General features: G+C 45.3%; 18 protein-coding genes. 15 read left to right on the forward strand and 3 right to left on the reverse strand.

Annotation, left to right across the window (positions count from 1 at the left end; translation table 11 throughout):
• Positions 1-93: 93 nt before the first annotated feature.
• From D829_RS0100530 to D829_RS32245, 3 genes are all read left to right on the forward strand, one after another.
• Positions 94-612: a hypothetical protein gene (locus D829_RS0100530; RefSeq protein WP_017686871.1), complete on the forward strand. Its 519-nt coding sequence runs from the start codon at positions 94-96 to the stop codon at positions 610-612.
• Between the two features lie 275 nt (positions 613-887).
• Complete coding sequence (locus tag D829_RS0100535; protein WP_017686872.1) at positions 888-1,862, forward strand: transcriptional regulator; 975 nt, start codon at positions 888-890, stop codon at positions 1,860-1,862.
• Positions 1,863-1,904: 42 nt separating this feature from the next.
• The gene (locus tag D829_RS32245) at positions 1,905-2,267 is read left to right on the forward strand and encodes an HIRAN domain-containing protein (protein WP_017686873.1); all 363 of its coding nucleotides are present in this window, start codon (positions 1,905-1,907) and stop codon (positions 2,265-2,267) included.
• 20 nt (positions 2,268-2,287) lie between these two features.
• On the opposite strand, the gene D829_RS0100545 is transcribed toward D829_RS32245, so the two are convergent.
• Positions 2,288-3,388: a glycosyltransferase family 4 protein gene (locus D829_RS0100545; RefSeq protein ID WP_017686874.1), complete on the reverse strand. Its 1,101-nt coding sequence runs from the start codon at positions 3,386-3,388 to the stop codon at positions 2,288-2,290.
• A gap of 213 nt (positions 3,389-3,601) precedes the next feature.
• On the opposite strand from D829_RS0100545, the gene D829_RS0100550 reads away from it, so the two are divergent.
• From D829_RS0100550 to msrA, 6 genes are all read left to right on the forward strand, one after another.
• Positions 3,602-3,916, forward strand: coding sequence for a DUF3817 domain-containing protein (locus tag D829_RS0100550; RefSeq protein WP_193748436.1), 315 nt, complete (start codon positions 3,602-3,604; stop codon positions 3,914-3,916).
• A 277-nt stretch (positions 3,917-4,193) separates the two neighbouring features.
• Positions 4,194-5,012 (forward strand): TerC family protein, encoded by an 819-nt coding sequence (locus tag D829_RS0100555; protein ID WP_026080929.1) that lies wholly within the window; start codon positions 4,194-4,196, stop codon positions 5,010-5,012.
• A 499-nt stretch (positions 5,013-5,511) separates the two neighbouring features.
• A complete protein-coding gene (locus D829_RS0100565) occupies positions 5,512-6,975 on the forward strand; it encodes an RtcB family protein (RefSeq protein ID WP_017686878.1) in 1,464 nt (487 codons plus the stop codon).
• Positions 6,975-8,279 (forward strand): AAA family ATPase, encoded by a 1,305-nt coding sequence (locus D829_RS0100570; protein ID WP_017686879.1) that lies wholly within the window; start codon positions 6,975-6,977, stop codon positions 8,277-8,279. The genes D829_RS0100565 and D829_RS0100570 overlap by 1 nt, the downstream gene beginning before the upstream one ends.
• Positions 8,280-8,588: 309 nt before the next feature.
• Positions 8,589-8,846 (forward strand): GlsB/YeaQ/YmgE family stress response membrane protein, encoded by a 258-nt coding sequence (locus tag D829_RS0100575; RefSeq protein ID WP_017686880.1) that lies wholly within the window; start codon positions 8,589-8,591, stop codon positions 8,844-8,846.
• Positions 8,847-9,021: 175 nt separating this feature from the next.
• Complete coding sequence (gene msrA, locus D829_RS0100580) at positions 9,022-9,537, forward strand: peptide-methionine (S)-S-oxide reductase MsrA (RefSeq protein ID WP_017686881.1); 516 nt, start codon at positions 9,022-9,024, stop codon at positions 9,535-9,537.
• A 126-nt stretch (positions 9,538-9,663) separates the two neighbouring features.
• Here msrA and D829_RS0100585 read toward each other — a convergent pair whose 3' ends face one another.
• Positions 9,664-10,935 (reverse strand): PQQ-binding-like beta-propeller repeat protein, encoded by a 1,272-nt coding sequence (locus D829_RS0100585; protein ID WP_017686882.1) that lies wholly within the window; start codon positions 10,933-10,935, stop codon positions 9,664-9,666.
• A 262-nt stretch (positions 10,936-11,197) separates the two neighbouring features.
• On the opposite strand from D829_RS0100585, the gene D829_RS0100590 reads away from it, so the two are divergent.
• The 4 genes from D829_RS0100590 (at position 11,198) to D829_RS0100605 (ending at position 12,956) form a co-directional block, all read left to right on the forward strand.
• Positions 11,198-11,794, forward strand: a complete 597-nt coding sequence (locus D829_RS0100590) for a restriction endonuclease (protein ID WP_017686883.1) — start codon at positions 11,198-11,200, stop codon at positions 11,792-11,794.
• 119 nt (positions 11,795-11,913) lie between these two features.
• Positions 11,914-12,141, forward strand: coding sequence for a hypothetical protein (locus D829_RS0100595; RefSeq protein ID WP_017686884.1), 228 nt, complete (start codon positions 11,914-11,916; stop codon positions 12,139-12,141).
• A 277-nt stretch (positions 12,142-12,418) separates the two neighbouring features.
• Positions 12,419-12,772 (forward strand): crosslink repair DNA glycosylase YcaQ family protein, encoded by a 354-nt coding sequence (locus D829_RS32725; RefSeq protein ID WP_241230718.1) that lies wholly within the window; start codon positions 12,419-12,421, stop codon positions 12,770-12,772.
• On the forward strand, positions 12,756-12,956 hold the full coding sequence (locus D829_RS0100605; protein WP_017686886.1) for a hypothetical protein: 201 nt from the start codon (positions 12,756-12,758) through the stop codon (positions 12,954-12,956). The genes D829_RS32725 and D829_RS0100605 overlap by 17 nt, the downstream gene beginning before the upstream one ends.
• Positions 12,957-13,152: 196 nt before the next feature.
• Here D829_RS0100605 and fabV read toward each other — a convergent pair whose 3' ends face one another.
• Positions 13,153-14,346, reverse strand: a complete 1,194-nt coding sequence (fabV, locus tag D829_RS0100610) for an enoyl-ACP reductase FabV (RefSeq protein ID WP_017686887.1) — start codon at positions 14,344-14,346, stop codon at positions 13,153-13,155.
• Between the two features lie 203 nt (positions 14,347-14,549).
• On the opposite strand from fabV, the gene D829_RS0100615 reads away from it, so the two are divergent.
• Positions 14,550-15,830: a hypothetical protein gene (locus D829_RS0100615; protein ID WP_017686888.1), complete on the forward strand. Its 1,281-nt coding sequence runs from the start codon at positions 14,550-14,552 to the stop codon at positions 15,828-15,830.
• 287 nt (positions 15,831-16,117) lie between these two features.
• Positions 16,118-16,534: a hypothetical protein gene (locus D829_RS0100620; protein WP_017686889.1), complete on the forward strand. Its 417-nt coding sequence runs from the start codon at positions 16,118-16,120 to the stop codon at positions 16,532-16,534.
• Positions 16,535-16,578: the final 44 nt, after the last annotated feature.

Consider the following 16,578-nt stretch of genomic DNA (forward strand, 5'->3'; position numbering starts at 1 on the left):
TTATATTTTCAGGACAAGAGATTGTGCTAGTCGCATGAAGAATGAGAATGTACTACAATACATGTTAAAGGGTTAGAAAGTAGGTTTAATTCAATGTTTGATCCAACGGTGTATGACAATCTGAAAGTCGGGTTTGAGAATTATCTCTATGATATGGATAACCTGGATGAACGTATTCAGATTACGGGGCGGAAAGATCGGCTGGAGATGGCAGTGATGTCCAGAGAGTTCACATTACAATTCTGTCTCAGGGATCGCCCGGAAGTAACAGGGGAAGTCGTATTAAGCAGTTCCCTTGAGGAGCTTGCAGCAGAGATACTGGAGACGCCTGATGCACATCCGGGTTGCCGTTTGGAACTACGGTTTGGTATGGTTGTGAAGGAGCCTGAGAAGCAGTGCCCGGTTATTCGTCCGATATTACAGAAGAGCTGGCCTGAGCAGAGGATATACCAGAACATCCGGTATATCTTTGATGAACAGCCAATCATGTATAACGTCACGGCTCACATTTATTTTGACCGCAGTGTGAATGAAGACCAGATGGGGGACATTGCTGAACTCTGTGAGCATATGGCGAATGTGATGAATCAATTATTACAGTTGCATAACTAGTAATTCCGAGAAAAGCCTTGTCTCTTTGTAGAGATCAGGGCTTTTTTTGTATTATTTTTAGAAAATTGTATAGGCTTTCAGGCTTAGGTTTAAGGGCTTTTGGGTTAATGTTTTACGCAAGCAAGTAAGAGAATGTATATTAAAAGGGGGTAAAAGTGCAATTGGACTATACAGAAATGGTGAAATTGCGAAAATAAAATTGGGACTAAAGATTTAGTTCTGTACTAAAGGAACTAGTTTTCCTTGCCGATAAAATATCGAAGGGGAGAAACTACATGACAGAGAAATTAATTCGTCTGCTGCGTATACTTCAGGCTATACAAGCAAATCCTGGGATTTCGGCCAAGGAGTTGGCGCTGAAATGCGGTACGACTGTACGCACGATTTATCGTGATCTCCGGATTTTGGATAGGGTCGCCCCGATTATGAATGAAGGATACGGCAAGGGTTACCGATTTATTGGTGAGTTTGCGATGTATCCATTAGATTTTACTGAACAGGAAGCCATGGTTTTCTCCATGCTTCCGTCCGTAGTTGATACCTCCAAGTTACCTGCTGAGTTCGATTCAGCTTTTGACAAGGTCATGTCGGCTCATACCAAATTAAAATCAAGAAACAGTGACATTGTAGAGAATATTGCGGGAATTATTCGGATGGGCACGCCAGCTTATCGTGAGGAAGGAAAGGACCCTAATTTGCTGATTCCCATCATCGAAGCTATTCTAAGCCAGCAAACCATTCGTACTCAATATCATGCGCTGACAAGAAATGAGATCACAGTTCGCGATATCGATCCCTATTATCTCATTCCACGTGATCAACGTTTTTATTTGATCGGATACTGTCATTTGCTGCAAAAAGTTCGATTGTTTCGAATTAGCCGTTTTTTGGATGTGACACGAACAAATGCCGGTTTCGACAAGGGTGGTTTCAACATAACACAGTACATGAAGAACACATGGTCTATTGACCGTGGCGACGAAAATATCCATTTCAAGGTAAGATTCTCTGAGAAAGTGGCCCCCTACATAAAAGAAGAAGAAATGTTTGTTCGCCCGCGAATGACGAATATGTCGGATGGGGGATTGTTATTTGAAGTGACACTGAATAGCAGTAGAGAATTTTTGAAATGGTTGTATCAATTTGGGCCCGAGGCAGAGGTACTTGAACCTCGTGAGTTTCGTAGAGAGATACGCAGGCAACTTGTCGAGTGGTTGGAACATTATGATGAAACCGATATATCTTTGTAAAAATTTTAATCATGGAGAAATACAAGAAAAGGAGCAGGTAATATGAGCACCAAATTATTCGCAACTATGTATGGGATGGATCACTACCATGGAGTACAGGCTTTACATGTGGGGGATACCGTGTATCTCGTCAAAGATCCAGATAATCGTTTGGATCATCAAGCGATTAAGGTTGTTATTCCCCCGATTGGAGCCGTAGGTTATATCGTTAATGATCCACTTGTCGTACCTCATGGATGTTGGACAGGGACTGCATTCTACGATGTATTTCATCAACTAACGTGTGCCAAAGTACGATTCATGATGAGAGATATGGTGATTATGGAGTTAATTGAGATGAGTCACATTCCTGTTCCGCAGATGGATTCTTTGATTAAGGAATGGCAATTTCGTGAAAAAGCTTGATCATCGTAACAAAAGAAGGCTCATTTACGGATGAGCCTGGTATAGGTCGCTTCCAGATGCATGGCTGTTCTTGCCCAACTGAAATATGCCCTTGCGCTGTCTCGGCCAGCCTTTCCTAACTTCTCGGCAAAAGTGGGATTGCTTGCAAGTTTGTACAGGTAAGAGGCGAAACGTTGGGGACGCTTATAAGCGGTGACAAGGTATCCATTGATACCTGATTCAATAATCTCACGAATACCTCCGTTATCCGAAGCAATAACGGGTAATCCTGAAGCCATCGCCTCAACATTAACCAGGCCAAAAGCTTCATGTTCTTGAGACGGACAGACCAGACAATCGACTGCCCGATACAACTGATCGATATGCTCATGGTTTATCTGACCACGGAAGGAAACATGGACTTTTTGTTTTTGGGCAAGTTCGCGAAGTTTACGCATGTAATACGGAGGTCCTTTGCCTGCAACAAGCAGTTGAACAGGCTGTTGCTGAAGGAGGGCAGTCGCACGAATTAAAACGTCTACACCTTTTCCAGGGATCAGCCTGCCGACATACAGAATAGAGAATGGTTTAGTTACTCCAAATTGTGTACGCAGATGAATCTGTTCTAGGCTGGATTCAACAGGTCTGAAGCGGCTTAGATCTGCACCCAATGGAACAACACTCATCCGGTGTTTTACCAACGGAAATCTGCGGCCTAACCTTTGTCGCAGGGAATGACTGTTGACGGCAATCCAATCAGCTTTTTTCATTAATGCGAGTTTGGAAGGCCCGGGCTGAGCAAACGTTAACGAGTGAAGATAGAGTACAACGGGAGTGCGTGGAAAAGCTCGTTTGATGGTAGCCATACTTCGTGGCCTGTTATCCACTTGAATTACATCATAGGGTTGTTGGGATAACAAACGTATGACTGCTTTGGTGTACATGACAGGACTCGTTGCAGGGACACGTTGAATAGTGATACCGTCGATCTGTTCTGTGGCGGCGAGACCTTGCATTTGACGACTTATAATGGTCACCTGATGGCGATGGGCTAGTTCACGAGCGATGCCCAGGATACAGATTTCCACGGAACCATTACCGGGCAAAGGCAATTTCTCGGGTGCAACCATGGCTATTTTCATGATCAGGCTCCTCCTTGTCCGACATCTGTAACAATCTTCGTCATATATCTTATGAGAAGCTAAAGCATTTGGCTCCTGCGAAATGGTAGGTGAACCACCCATATAAGCGTGCAGGAATATTCTGCTGCACGGAATGAAGCGGAGATATTCAGCTTTTGTGATATACTGTACGGGAACAATTGAATTCGTTACATGTATAAAAGCAGGAGGAAAATGATGTTACATTCTATGCTGGGACGTTTCCGGCTGATGTTGTGGTTGCAGGGCATTTCGTACATTTTGCTACTGTTTGTTGCTTTTCCGTTGAGAAATGCCGGGGTTATGCCGCAGGCTGTCACATGGTTTGGGAATCTGTACGGTTTTTTGTTTTTAATGTACTTGTTATTTATGGTGAGTATGTACACCTCACAGAAGTGGCGTCTACGCCGTCCAATTGCTCTATTCTTCGTTTCTTTCATTCCACTGGAGAATATGATCTACGATGTTGTCGTATTCCGTAAGCTGTACCGTCAACTAAATAAAGCTTGACTTTATTTAACATTATGAAATATGATGAGTACAGGTTAAACAACCCGTTCCAACTAAAACTACATATTCCTGTTAAAGGGGAGTAGCTTTTACAGTAAAGTCGTCAGTTCGGGATCATATCCCCGGCTTTATTGGCAGCAATTTTGTTGTTAGCGAGACCTTTACCAAGTTTTTATGCTGGGTAAAGGTCTCTTTTTATGGATATAAAAGGACCTTACCAGTGATGGTAAAGGTCCTTTTTTTTGTACATCATAAGAATATTAAGGAGGAGTCAATGTTGGATGTTTCATTATTATTAGAATATGGGTGGGTGCTTGCTGTCTTAGTGGTCCTTGAAGGATTACTCGCAGCAGATAATGCATTGGTACTCGCAATTATGGTTAAACACTTACCTGAAGATAAGCGCAAAAAAGCGTTGTTCTATGGTCTGATGGGTGCATTTGTTTTCCGTTTAGGTTCGTTGTTCCTGATCTCTTTCCTCGTCGATGTATGGCAAGTACAAGCGATCGGTGCCCTGTATCTCCTGTATATTTCGATTAACCACATCGTTAAAAAGATACTGGGTAGTCGCAACAAAACAGATGAAGCAGCGGATTCAACGCCTAAGAAACCGAAAAAACAATCCGGTTTCTGGATGACCGTTTTCAAGGTTGAAGTAGCGGATATCGCATTTGCAGTCGATTCCATTCTGGCTGCTGTTGCTTTGGCAGTGGCCTTGCCACCAAGTGGATTGCCTCCAATTGGCGGACTTGACGGTGGACAGTTTATCGTTATCTTCCTCGGTGGATTCATCGGGCTTGTGATCATGCGTTTTGCAGCCACATACTTCGTGAAATTGCTTCATTCCCGTCCAGGGCTTGAAGTTGCGGCTTTTGTCATCGTAGGTTGGGTAGGGGTTAAGTTGGCTGTTATTACACTTGCACACCCTTCATTGGGTGTTCTGGATGAGCATTTCCCGGAAAATAAAATTTGGAAATTCGGATTCTATATTGTACTGATCACCATTGCGGTATGTGGTTGGTTCCTGTCTTCCAAAGTTCCTGAAAAAGAAGATGAGAATCCGGTTGAAGAGTTGGAAAAACAAGCAGGACTGTAATAATTATGTTACGCTAACAACATCATTATTATTTGGAAAACAGGAGATTGTCCTAGGACAATCTCCTGTTTTTGTTTACATATGAAAAATGCAACATGGTCCAATTTCCAAGAAAAGGGTTGACACATGAATTCTAGTCCCCTTAATATAAGACTAACATTAACGAAGGGAGGCCGAGAGACATGATGCTTGGTTATGATTTGATTCAAACAGGGCGCAACGTAGACACAATAACATATCCGGCTCATCGTTTCATTGGCCTCATACGGTCGACATAGGGGATAGGCATATCGTTTAGCGGGTTTTATAATCGATATGCGTTCTTCGCTTATATTATAGCGATGGATGACAGACACACAGCATGTTTATGCTGTTCTGTTCTCCGTTATTGTCATTCAGTAGAAGTCATGGGCGACTAGCCTATGGCTTTTTTTATATTTATTTTACAGATGCAGCAAACCGAATTTGCTGAACGTACAGGAAGGAATAATACACTTTTATGAATACAGAATTTAATTTATTTACCAATCCAAACGAAATCACAGGTGGCTACCGCCATGAAGTGAAATTGCCTGCAGGTGACCTAACCGTATATGCGGCGCAACAGCTCTTCTCCTCGCTCGATTACAAGGTATTCGAGATGGCCAACAATAATCTGCAGATTCCGGGAATCTCTTATATGAGTTACACGCCAGACGTACACGTCGGTGTAGGTACATGCATTGGAACGACAGCCGTGTGGGATGCGCAGAGCGGCTACGTATCTCCCTCCATCGTGGGCAGTGACATCGGCTGTGGCATGCGAGTGCATATGACAAACTTGCACAAGGACGAATTGAAAGACATCAAGCTCCGCCGTAAACTCGTCAAGGCCATTGAGAAAGTATTGCCGATGGAGGCGAACCAGCGAGGTCATTACTCGGATATAAGACTGGAGCATATTGTTCGTAAAGGACTGCATGGTTTACCCAAAAAGTATATTCCGGACAGCTATACACCGAAAAAATCAACCGCGATGACACATGTGGAAAGCAGCAAGTTCAGTTACGATGAGGATGTGTTAAACCACGTTCCTGATATGACGTGGCATCGTTCGCATCGTCAGCTCGGTACACTGGGTGGGGGGAATCATTTTGCCGAGATCCAGGCGATTGAGATCGCTGAAGAGAATCGTGAAATCGCCGAAGCTTGGGGATTGTATGATGGACAGGTCGTGGTCATGATTCATTCCGGCTCTCGTGCATGGGGTGGTTATGTAAGTCAGACGAGTTCGTCAGCGATTGCGAAAGTCATGCAGCGGCTTAACCTGGGTACATCCGATCCCAGACTGGTATTTGCTCCACTTGAGCGTGCGGAAGGTCGTCATTATGTGAACATGATGTATTCTGCATTGAATTACGCTGTTGTCAATCGGCACCTGATTGCGTATGCTATTCGCGAAGCATTCCGGGATGTGTTTGGCTCCAAATGTGAATTTCGTACGTTATACGATCTGATGCACAACTATGCCTGGGAGGAATCTCACGCAGACCAAGGTTCCGTTTTTGTGCATCGCAAAGGGGCGACACGTGCGTTGCCAGCAGGTCACCCGAACAATCCAAAGCCTTATCTGGCAACAGGGCATCCGGCGCTTATTCCCGGTTCCATGGGAACTGCTTCATATATCATGGTAGGTCAGCCGCAGGGTGCTGATAATTATTATTCAATATGTCACGGTGCGGGTCGTATCCGTTCACGGACGGCAACGAAACGATTGATTACCGTGGAAGATTTTGCTACGGCACTGGGTGTGGGTACAGAGGATGAGATCGTGGTAAATCAACGCTCACTTGAATCCATTATTGATGAATCACCTCAGGCTTATAAAAATGTTGATGAAATTATAGACAGTGTTACCGGCGCAGGCCTGGCTCAAGTTGTAGCCAAATGCAAACCGCTTGTAGCGGTAAAGGGAGCGAAATAATGACAATAAACGAAAAACAAACAGATCCAACCCAGGCGATCTATACCTATGACGAACAACATGATACCCGAATTCGAGTTGAAGGGTACGCCATCTACTCAAGGCTGATTCGTGGAATCAGTGAGGCGCTCCATCAGCGCTATGGAGTTGAATACAAGCTGTATGCCAGTTCTGACCCGAACAATGAATATTGGGAGTTACTCCGGGAAGATCTGCAAAATGGCAGTGACGAAGTGGAATTGGTAGCCCGTATATTCGAGGATCTGGAGCTTCAGACTTTGCATTACGACGATGATGGCGATGTGCCGACTTATGGTGTCCATTACTCCATTCGCAACAACGTATTTGCATATCCGAAATGGGGCGTTGCGCTTGTGAGGGTTCCATTTTTCCGAGAGAACGGAATCTACAGCGAGGACTTTGTCTTTGCCATCGGTGATGAGGAGATGAAGCAATTTCTGGGGAGTGTCCGGGAACGGGAACGTCAGCAAAATATGAAAAAAGTAACGGTCTACACCGATGCCCGTAATGGCAGCGATCGTCATGTGGAATCCATCACTCGCTCCGTGGGACGAGAGGATGTTGTTCTCTCGGCACAGATCAAGCAGGATATTTTCCGCTCGCTGGATCAGTTTTTCGAAGCGGATCGTTCTTTTTACAGAGATTATGATATCCCGTACAAACGGGGCATTTTATTGTATGGGCATCCGGGAAACGGCAAGACCACGTTGGTAAAATCCATTGCTGGAAGTATCCCGGGCCCGGCTGCGTATTGGCAGATTACGGAGTATACCAACAGTGAATCGGTGCGTGAAGTGTTCGAGGCTGCCAAGCGGTTGGCACCGATGGTACTGATCATTGAGGACATCGATTCGATGCCGGATGAAGTCCGTTCCTTTTTTCTGAATACACTGGATGGAGCTACGTCAAAAGAAGGCATTTTCCTGATCGGGACAACGAATTATCCAGAGAAAATAGATCCTGGCCTCATGAACCGTGCTGGACGGTTCGACCGGGCTTATGAAATTCCGTTGCCAGATGAAGCGCTGCGCCTGCAATATTTGCGGCAGCGGGGCTTCACCATATTTGCTGGTGAAGAAGGAACAATTGAAGCAGCTCGTCTGACCGACACGTTCTCTCTTGCGCAGCTAGGGGAGTTGTATGTGAGCGCTGCGCTGGAATGGCATCAGAATGGACAGACAGACATAGTGAAAGTCATTCAGTCGATGCGTGGCGAGCTGGACAAGAGCCATAAACATACTTGGTTGGCGCAGCCGGGTAAGGGTCGTACAGGCTTTTATTGATCAGACCTAACCCATCCATCCTATAATATGACGCAATGTTATAAATAATCCTACCTTAATTGGTGATACTAACCTTGTCTGCTCTAACATACAATGACTTTCGGGAGGTACATAACGCAGCCCTGAGCTGGTGAGATGCCGGAAAGTAACGCGATCTGTTTCCATACCTGACTAAGGCTTGTTTTGCAGAGAAAGATGCATGGGGACAAAAGGTAATATGCAAAAATTTTTATGCCAATTGTTTAAATGCTTCTGTAGCGGTTAATAGTAGACAGACAACAACAAAAACTTTAATTAGAGGTGAATGATATGGGTTGGTTATGGTCATTAATTATCGGTGGTATCATTGGATGGTTGGCAGGTTTGATCGTTGGTCGTGACATCCCAGGTGGTGTTATTGGTAACATCATTGCTGGTTTTATCGGTGGATGGTTAGGTGGAGTAATCTTGGGCGATATGGGTCCTGAGATGGGCGGATTCTACATTGTACCTGCATTGATCGGTGCGATCGTTCTTGTAGCCATCGTAAGCTTGATCTTCCGTTCGATGGGACGTAGTCGCGGGTAACTTAATCAAGATAATTTCTTGAATAAGTTGTCAGCCAAATGCATTACCAATGAAGAGGTTGATTGAGAGCCATAACGATGGCTTTCAATCAACCTCTTGTTGTTTTAGAATATAAGAAGGTATGCGTAATAACATCTATATTCATAGGTAGTTTAGATAAGAAGGGATGAACGGAATGGAAAAAGCTACATTCGCCGGCGGATGTTTCTGGTGTATGGTTACACCGTTTGAAGAACAACCGGGCATTCATGGCATTATATCAGGTTATGCTGGCGGTCACGTCGACAATCCAACATATGAGCAGGTCAAAACCGGGGAGACCGGTCATGTCGAAGTGGTTGAAATTACATTTGATCCGGATGTATTCCCTTATGAACGACTGCTGGAGCTGTACTGGCCTCAGATTGATCCGACGGATGACGGAGGCCAGTTTCAGGATCGGGGGACACAGTATCGTACGGCGATCTTTGTGCATAATGAACGTCAACGTGAGCTTGCAGAACAGTCCAAACAGGAACTGGCAGCCAGCGGACGATTCACTCAACCGATTGTTACGGAAATCCGCGATGCAGCTGTATTCTATCCCGCAGAAGACTATCATCAGGATTACCACAAGAAAAACGAAAAACATTATAAGGAAGACCGTGCGTTATCCGGACGGGACGAATTTATAGACGAGAATTGGAAATAGGATGATTCTATCCTGCCAATGCAATAAGCCGGGAGAGCTCCTTATGGAACTCTCCCGGCTTATTATTACATCGAGTATTTCGTTCGGTTCATTGGTATACGATAAAGAGCCAGAAAGACTCTTTTGTTATTTTGCAGGATTGGACTTCAGTACATATTTGGACAATGTCTCATCGTTCATGGAATAGATGACATCATCCATGTAAGTAGAGACACCTTCTAATGAAGGAACGGAGGCACTGGTAGTGTAGATATGCACGTCTTCCAGCGTCTGTGGATCAAGAATGTATCCTGTTTTGGCAAAATCAAGCTGATACTGACCATCCTGTGTCTGGTCGACTTGCATCAATGCAGGCTGTGCGTCCTTGAATGTACGCTCGGTTACTTTGCCTTTCATCGTATACAATTCCAGCTTCTGCCCTGTAAAGACTGTATAACCGTTGCCAGCCGTCTGAATGTAGGCATCACCAGCAATGACACGTCCCCAAGCGAGCTTGCCATCGGTGCCAAAGCCCATCAGTCGGTTACCGGTGTTCTCGACATTGGCACGCATAATGATGGAACCATCGTCCAGAATGGCCAGCGATTCACCGCCGCCATCTCCTAATGTATTTGCATTGGCAGGGAATTGGTAGAAGGAGAGACGATTCAACGTCCGATCATAGATCTCCACTTTGGGATTCGCGGCTTGCTGCCAGAAGTTGCCTACCTTGGTTTGTTTACTGGCATCCACTACAATTCGACCATGGTCAGCCTTAAGCACGTTACCGTTGATGGTCTTTTCAGTAATCAGCTTGCCCTTTTTGTCATATAACGAGATGGCGGAGCGAACCGAACCATTCGATTGCACGCCCTGACTTGAAGCAACCATCAGCGTATCGTTATCCAATAGAGATATGCTTGCAGGTGAATTCACCGTTTTGACCCAGTTGGTTTTACCGGATGTATTGAATGAGTACAATTTTTTGGTTTTGTCCGAATATTCCATATACACATAAGCTGTACCGTTGCTGGCATATACCGAATCGGAGTAGGTGGTATAAGGACCACTTTTCTCATGGAATATTGTATTCCACTTCACTTGTCCAGTTGTCGCATCGAATGCTTGGAGAGAGTCCAGTTGCCAGTCGAGTGTTGTTTTGCTGCTTGTTTTGGTCACGGGCTGGGAGGCATGTACATATACAAGATTTTTGGATGGCACGGCATGGATTCCCTTGATCAGGACATCTTTCTCTGTATTAGCCTCAGATAACATCAGGGAAGATGACGTCCACGCCGGTTTGGGCATGGATTCGGTTGAGGCAGCGGCGTAACCGGTTGTATTCATGGTGAAGAGGAGCATGCCGCTCAGAATGAGGGCAGCCCATGTTTTGGACTTGTGTTTGGTCAATGTATGCAAGTGATAAACCACCTTTCTTCTTCGGTTCAAAATAGAACCGATTGTTGAATTTTACCATTAAAGTCAAGCTGAATTCAACCGAACACACTGTAACCTTTTATCATTGGTTTGTCGAAATAACCATGTTTGGGGAAGTATAACGGTTACAGGGAATTCATCTTCTTTCGATGAAGGTGGAAGTCTGATATATTTAGTGCGGTGACAAGCCATATCTGCGTAAGACGTTGGATAGAACATAGGAAATGAAACAAGGAGAATAGCTATGAACTGGAGTGAAAATGTGACCCTTTGGGTCATTGGATGTATCATCATATTGTTGCTGCTGGCCTGGATTATTCGGCGGGTTATCGGGCGCGGGCAGCGGATCCGAAGTGAAGCCAATCCGCGTAAGATCACAATAAAGGACATCGACAAGATGGAGGATGGTTCGGAGTTTGAATTATATCTCTATCATTTATTCGAAGAGCTCGGGTACGATGAGGTGCATAAGACAACGAGCAGCCGGGATTTCGGGGCAGATCTGGTATTTGTCGACAGACTCGGCAGACGAAGTGTGATACAAGCGAAGCGATATGGTGCGAACCATCCCGTAGGATTGAGTGCAGTGCAGGAGATATATACATCGATGCGTTATTATGAAGCCGCCCGGTCAATAGTATTAACGTCCGCCCGTTACACCGAAGCCTGTCGGACGCTTGCAGCGGTTAATGGAGTGAAGCTGCTGGACCGGGAAGACCTGATGGAATTAATTCTGTTATTCAAAGCCAGAAGAGTGGAAGAAGCATTGGAACTGATCGAAGAAGATGACCACGAACCAATCGAGACGTGGCAGTCCCGGCGAAAGCGGCAATCCCGCTAAGATCTTAGGTGGAAGCCTTTTTAATGATGTACATCTCATTCCAGTAGGAAGCACCTTCACTTGCGTAGCTGCACATGATATATTGAGTGTATATCAACCAAAGGAGTGTGTGATCCATTATGGCACGTACACAAACACAAAAAGCATTACGCAAAGCAGAGCAGTCAGGTAAGTGGTGCTCGGAACAGAGCCGAAGAGTTAACGGAGATTATGGTGCATTATCCCAGCATGTACGGCTCATGCCTACGAAACAGGAAAAATTGCAAAAGGTCAAACACAAGAAGCAGATCATCCAAGATGGTGGTGCTTCTTTTTATTTTGTCTATGAGGCGCCGATTGCTGGATAAGTAAGACGATAGAATTTTGTACACTAAATGAAGGGAAGAACCTAAACATATGACAACAGCGCTGCACATGAATAAAAAATTCGGCGTTTTTTGCTGCAAACGCAAGCTTTACTTGGACGTTGGCCCGCAGTTTCCTTACATTCGGGACCCGACCAAGTTTTGAGTTTGATTCGCTCCCTTGGTTGCGTGCAGATCGATCCTGTGGCTGCTGTAACTACAGGCTCTGCTGGATAAATACATTCATGCGTATCGTGTCGTAGATGCCCGTGATCCCCGTCTGGGTTGGCTGAAATCTACAGCGGCTGAAAGACGCGCCGATATTGCTGCCCGTGTGTCAGATGGGCGAATGATCCCGCTTAAGGTGGTGGACGTGGCCACGCCTTATTATATTCGTGCTGAAGATGAGGATTTGCTGCTGCACATGGAAAGGGAAGAGCCACACTATGATCCGTCAGGCCCGGTACGTTTCTTGCCGCCGCTGGATAACCTGTTATGGAGAAGAGAACGTATTGTCGATTTATTTGATTTTCATTATAAATGGGAGATTTACACGGCAGAGGTGAAAAGAACCTACGGTTATTATGCGATGCCTATTCTTCACGGTGATCGGACGTATGGACCCACGACTTGATCGCAAAACTGGAGTACTTACCGTTCGTTTGTTATCGATGGAAGAGACTGCTCCACCTGTGGAGGAATGGATTACTGATTTTCGGGAGGGGCTTCAATTCTTTGCGTCCATGCATGGAGCGCGTTCCATTACTATCGAGAAGACGGTACCAAAAGAGTTGAAAAAGCTGCTTAAATTGATTTGATTAGGGGATATACGAAAGAATGTATGGATACGGGAAATTGGAATTGTTAAGAGGGGGTAGGATCTAAAAATGACAAAAAAAGGAGGAGCCAGAGGGCCCCTCCTTCTTCATTTGATTTTAATATCATATCTCTAGCATTACATCAGAAGTGCTAACGAAAACAAAAACCTAGGTTCACGTCCACGCCAAAACTTCTTTAGTTCACCAGATGAGGCATTTCAACGTTGGGATCAACATCTGCTTCATAATCCACACCATCGGTTTCAAAACCAAAAAGCTGGAAGAATTCGCGACGGTAACCTTCCAGATCGGACAGATCGTAGATGTTCTCTGTGGTCAACTCATTCCAGAGCTTCGCCACTTCTTCCTGAACGTCAGCTCTCATCTCCCAATCGTCAATGCGAATACGGCCTTCGGCATCGGTTGGAACTTCTCCTCCCGCATACAAGCGATCAGCGAACAGACGTTGCATTTGCTCGATACATCCTTCATGCAAGCCTTTTTCTTTCATGACTTTGTACAATGCTGAGATGTACAGCGGCACGACTGGAATTGCAGAACTGGATTGAGTCACCAGCGCCTTGGCTACAGTTAAGTACGCACGTCCACCTTTTGCACTTAAACGATCATTCAGCTTGTGTGCAGTCGCTTCCAGATGATTCTTGGCTTGACCGATGGAACCATCACGATAAATGGCATGGGTAAGTTCAGGACCGATGTAAGAGAAAGCGATGGTTGTTGCATCATCGGCAAGCACGCCACCTTGTTGCAGGGCATCCATCCATAGTTCCCAATCATCTCCACCCATAACAGTTACCGTCTGACGAATTTCCTCTTCGTTTGCCGGTTCAAGGGTAACGGAGCTAATTTCGCCTGTGTGGAAGTTCACCGTTTTGTTCGTGTAGGATTGTCCGATAGGCTTCAGCACAGAGTTAAATACTTCACCCGTGTTCGGATCGGTACGGCGTGCCGAGGCTACGCTGTATACGACCAGATCGACTTGACCGAGTTCACTGCGAATCAGTTCAACGGCTTTGTCTCGTGTTTCGTTTGCGAATGCATCACCTGTAACGCTGTACGATTTCAGGCCTGCTTCCTCCGCGGCTTTTTCGAATGCAGCGGAGTTGTACCATCCTGCAGAAGCTGTACGTTTCTCTGTGGAACTGCTTGGACGATAAATGCCGACTGTATTCGCTCCCGCTCCAAAAGCAGAGACAACGCGGGACGCCAGACCGTATCCGGTGGAAGCACCGATCACGAGCACATTACGCGGTCCTTTCAGCTGAGGCTGGGATTTCACATAATCAATCTGTTCCTGCACTTGCGCAGCGCAACCTACAGGATGGGAAGTGGTACAAATAAAACCACGTGTTCTTGGTTTAATAATCATTTATTTGCATCCTTTCATATTCAGCTCATGTTTCAGCATTTCGATAAAATGCTCTTACACATACTTTCTTATTGTAAAACAATTACCTCGGAAACGGAAACCGTTTCGTTTGATTTCGCCGGAAGGGTGGCGTTATATCTCTAATTTTGCGATGATGTGAATAGAATGTACTCGCTAGTTAGGATAGAAAGGACAGGGATACCATGCTGAAGGAACGCATTGAACTGCTAAGCAAAAGAAAACAAATCTCCCGTAAAGACCTTGTGGAAGGTCTGGTCACGCAGGCTCACTTTGCCAATATCCTGGCGGATCGTTATCCTCTCCCTGAGGACTTGGCAGAAGCCATCGCCGGGCGTCTCGGGGTATCCCCTTCCTATATTCTACAGGCTGCGGCTCAGGACGAGGAAACACTTGAACGGGCAGAGGTCATTTTCGAACAAATGTCTGTTCCAGCGTCGGCGATATCTGAAGATATGGTGCATGCACTGGCAGATCGGGATGACACGTTGACCGTAGAGTTGACAACAGCTTTGATGAAGGCGGTCTATTATCAGCAATTAAACGATGCAACGGCTCATGAGTATATACATACGTCCTACCTCAATTTTTACCTGGAGAAATACGGTCGTCCAGACGATATTGATCTGCCGCGCCCGTTAGTCAAGGCACTTTTATTCTATAAAATACAATATTATCGCTCTAAAATGGCTTTTGTGGATGTATTAACTCATGCAACCAGGCTCAGTGAGCTGGCGCTTCCTGGCAGTGAATTCTGGTTGTCTGTGCAAAATATCAAGATGGAAGCCTACATCCAGGTCAAACAGTATGAAGAGGCAAAAAAGGTATTCGAGCTTACAATGCGTCATGTCTATGATCAGCGGATGTTCCATCGGTTGTCCGGTTTATATGTGGCATATAGTGGTTATTGCTTCGCAATGGGGCTGGTTCAGGAGGCACTCTCGGCATTAACCATGGCGGAGGCAAACCTCGTGTATGCCGGCAACCAAGGAGATCTGGTGACGGCGATTGCCAACAATCGGATTGTCATGCTGACGATGACAGGTGAACTGGATCAGGCACAGGCGGAGATTGAACGATTTGAATCGTTATTGCAGCAGGAAACAGAAGAAACGCAGCAGGCGATGGAGCCGCTCGTCAGTGTGTATCGATGCGAAGTGGCACTGGCACGGAAGAACTGGGGCGTGCTCGCGCAGAGTGTAGATCAACTTTTGAAATGTGCCACAACACAGGACCAGCAAATGAGCGCAACCTTCTACCAGAGCCATCTGGCTCTTGCGCATGGAGATCGCGAAGTTTTCATGGAGCGGGCGCTTGCCTGTCTGCCTTATTTTGAATCCGCGCAGCATGTCATGCGGCTTGAACCGTTATATGAGGGGATGGCCGTAGTATCTGAGGATCAGCGAAAATACAAGGAAGCGGCGATGTATTATCGGAAGCTTGTCTATCTGTTACGCAAAAAATAGAGAGGAAATCGGCTTGGAAGAGCCTGATTATGACATGATTTTGTGCATTGCCGAAGCACTTGGCACAAAATATAGCTGACAATCGTGAAATGAAGATCGGATTAGCAGATCTTTTTTTGTGAAATTGGCTTCAATCCTTACCAAAGAAACGATTATTCTGTGATTCATTTGCAGGATTTTTCGTTTTTTTTGTATGCCGTCAGAAGGGTATTCAAGGACAAGCTATCCTGTTTATAATTTAACTATAATCATAAATAAAAACAAATAAAACAAATGAGGTGTTTACTATGGGATGGTTCGGTAAAAAGAACAAACAGGAAGATGCGATTGCTAAAGCGGATAAAATGATGAATAAAGGACTCACTGGCATGATGATGAAAGGCTTTGTATCAAAGGAACATCGGGATGCGATCAACCAAAGTCTGGATTCGGCAAAGCAGGCACAGTTGGCGGCGAGTGGTTCGCTTCCATTAACGGCAACAGCAACGGTGGTGACGATCACCGATACAGGCAAACTGATCAACTTTGATCCGATTGTTGTGCTTGTATTGGATGTGACAGAGACAAACGGTAACCAGTATCAGCGAACATTGGAGACACTGGTATCCAAGATGCAGATTCCGCGAGTTGGAGATCGGGTGGGATTAGGCCAGAATCCAGCAAATCCGTCCGAACTGATCTACATGGGGCTGTTGTCCATCTAGAAGGTAATTGGTTATAAGACAGTGATAATCTATTTAAATAATGC

This window comes from Paenibacillus sp. PAMC 26794, assembly GCF_000316035.1.
Taxonomy (GTDB): Bacteria; Bacillota; Bacilli; order Paenibacillales; family Paenibacillaceae; genus Paenibacillus.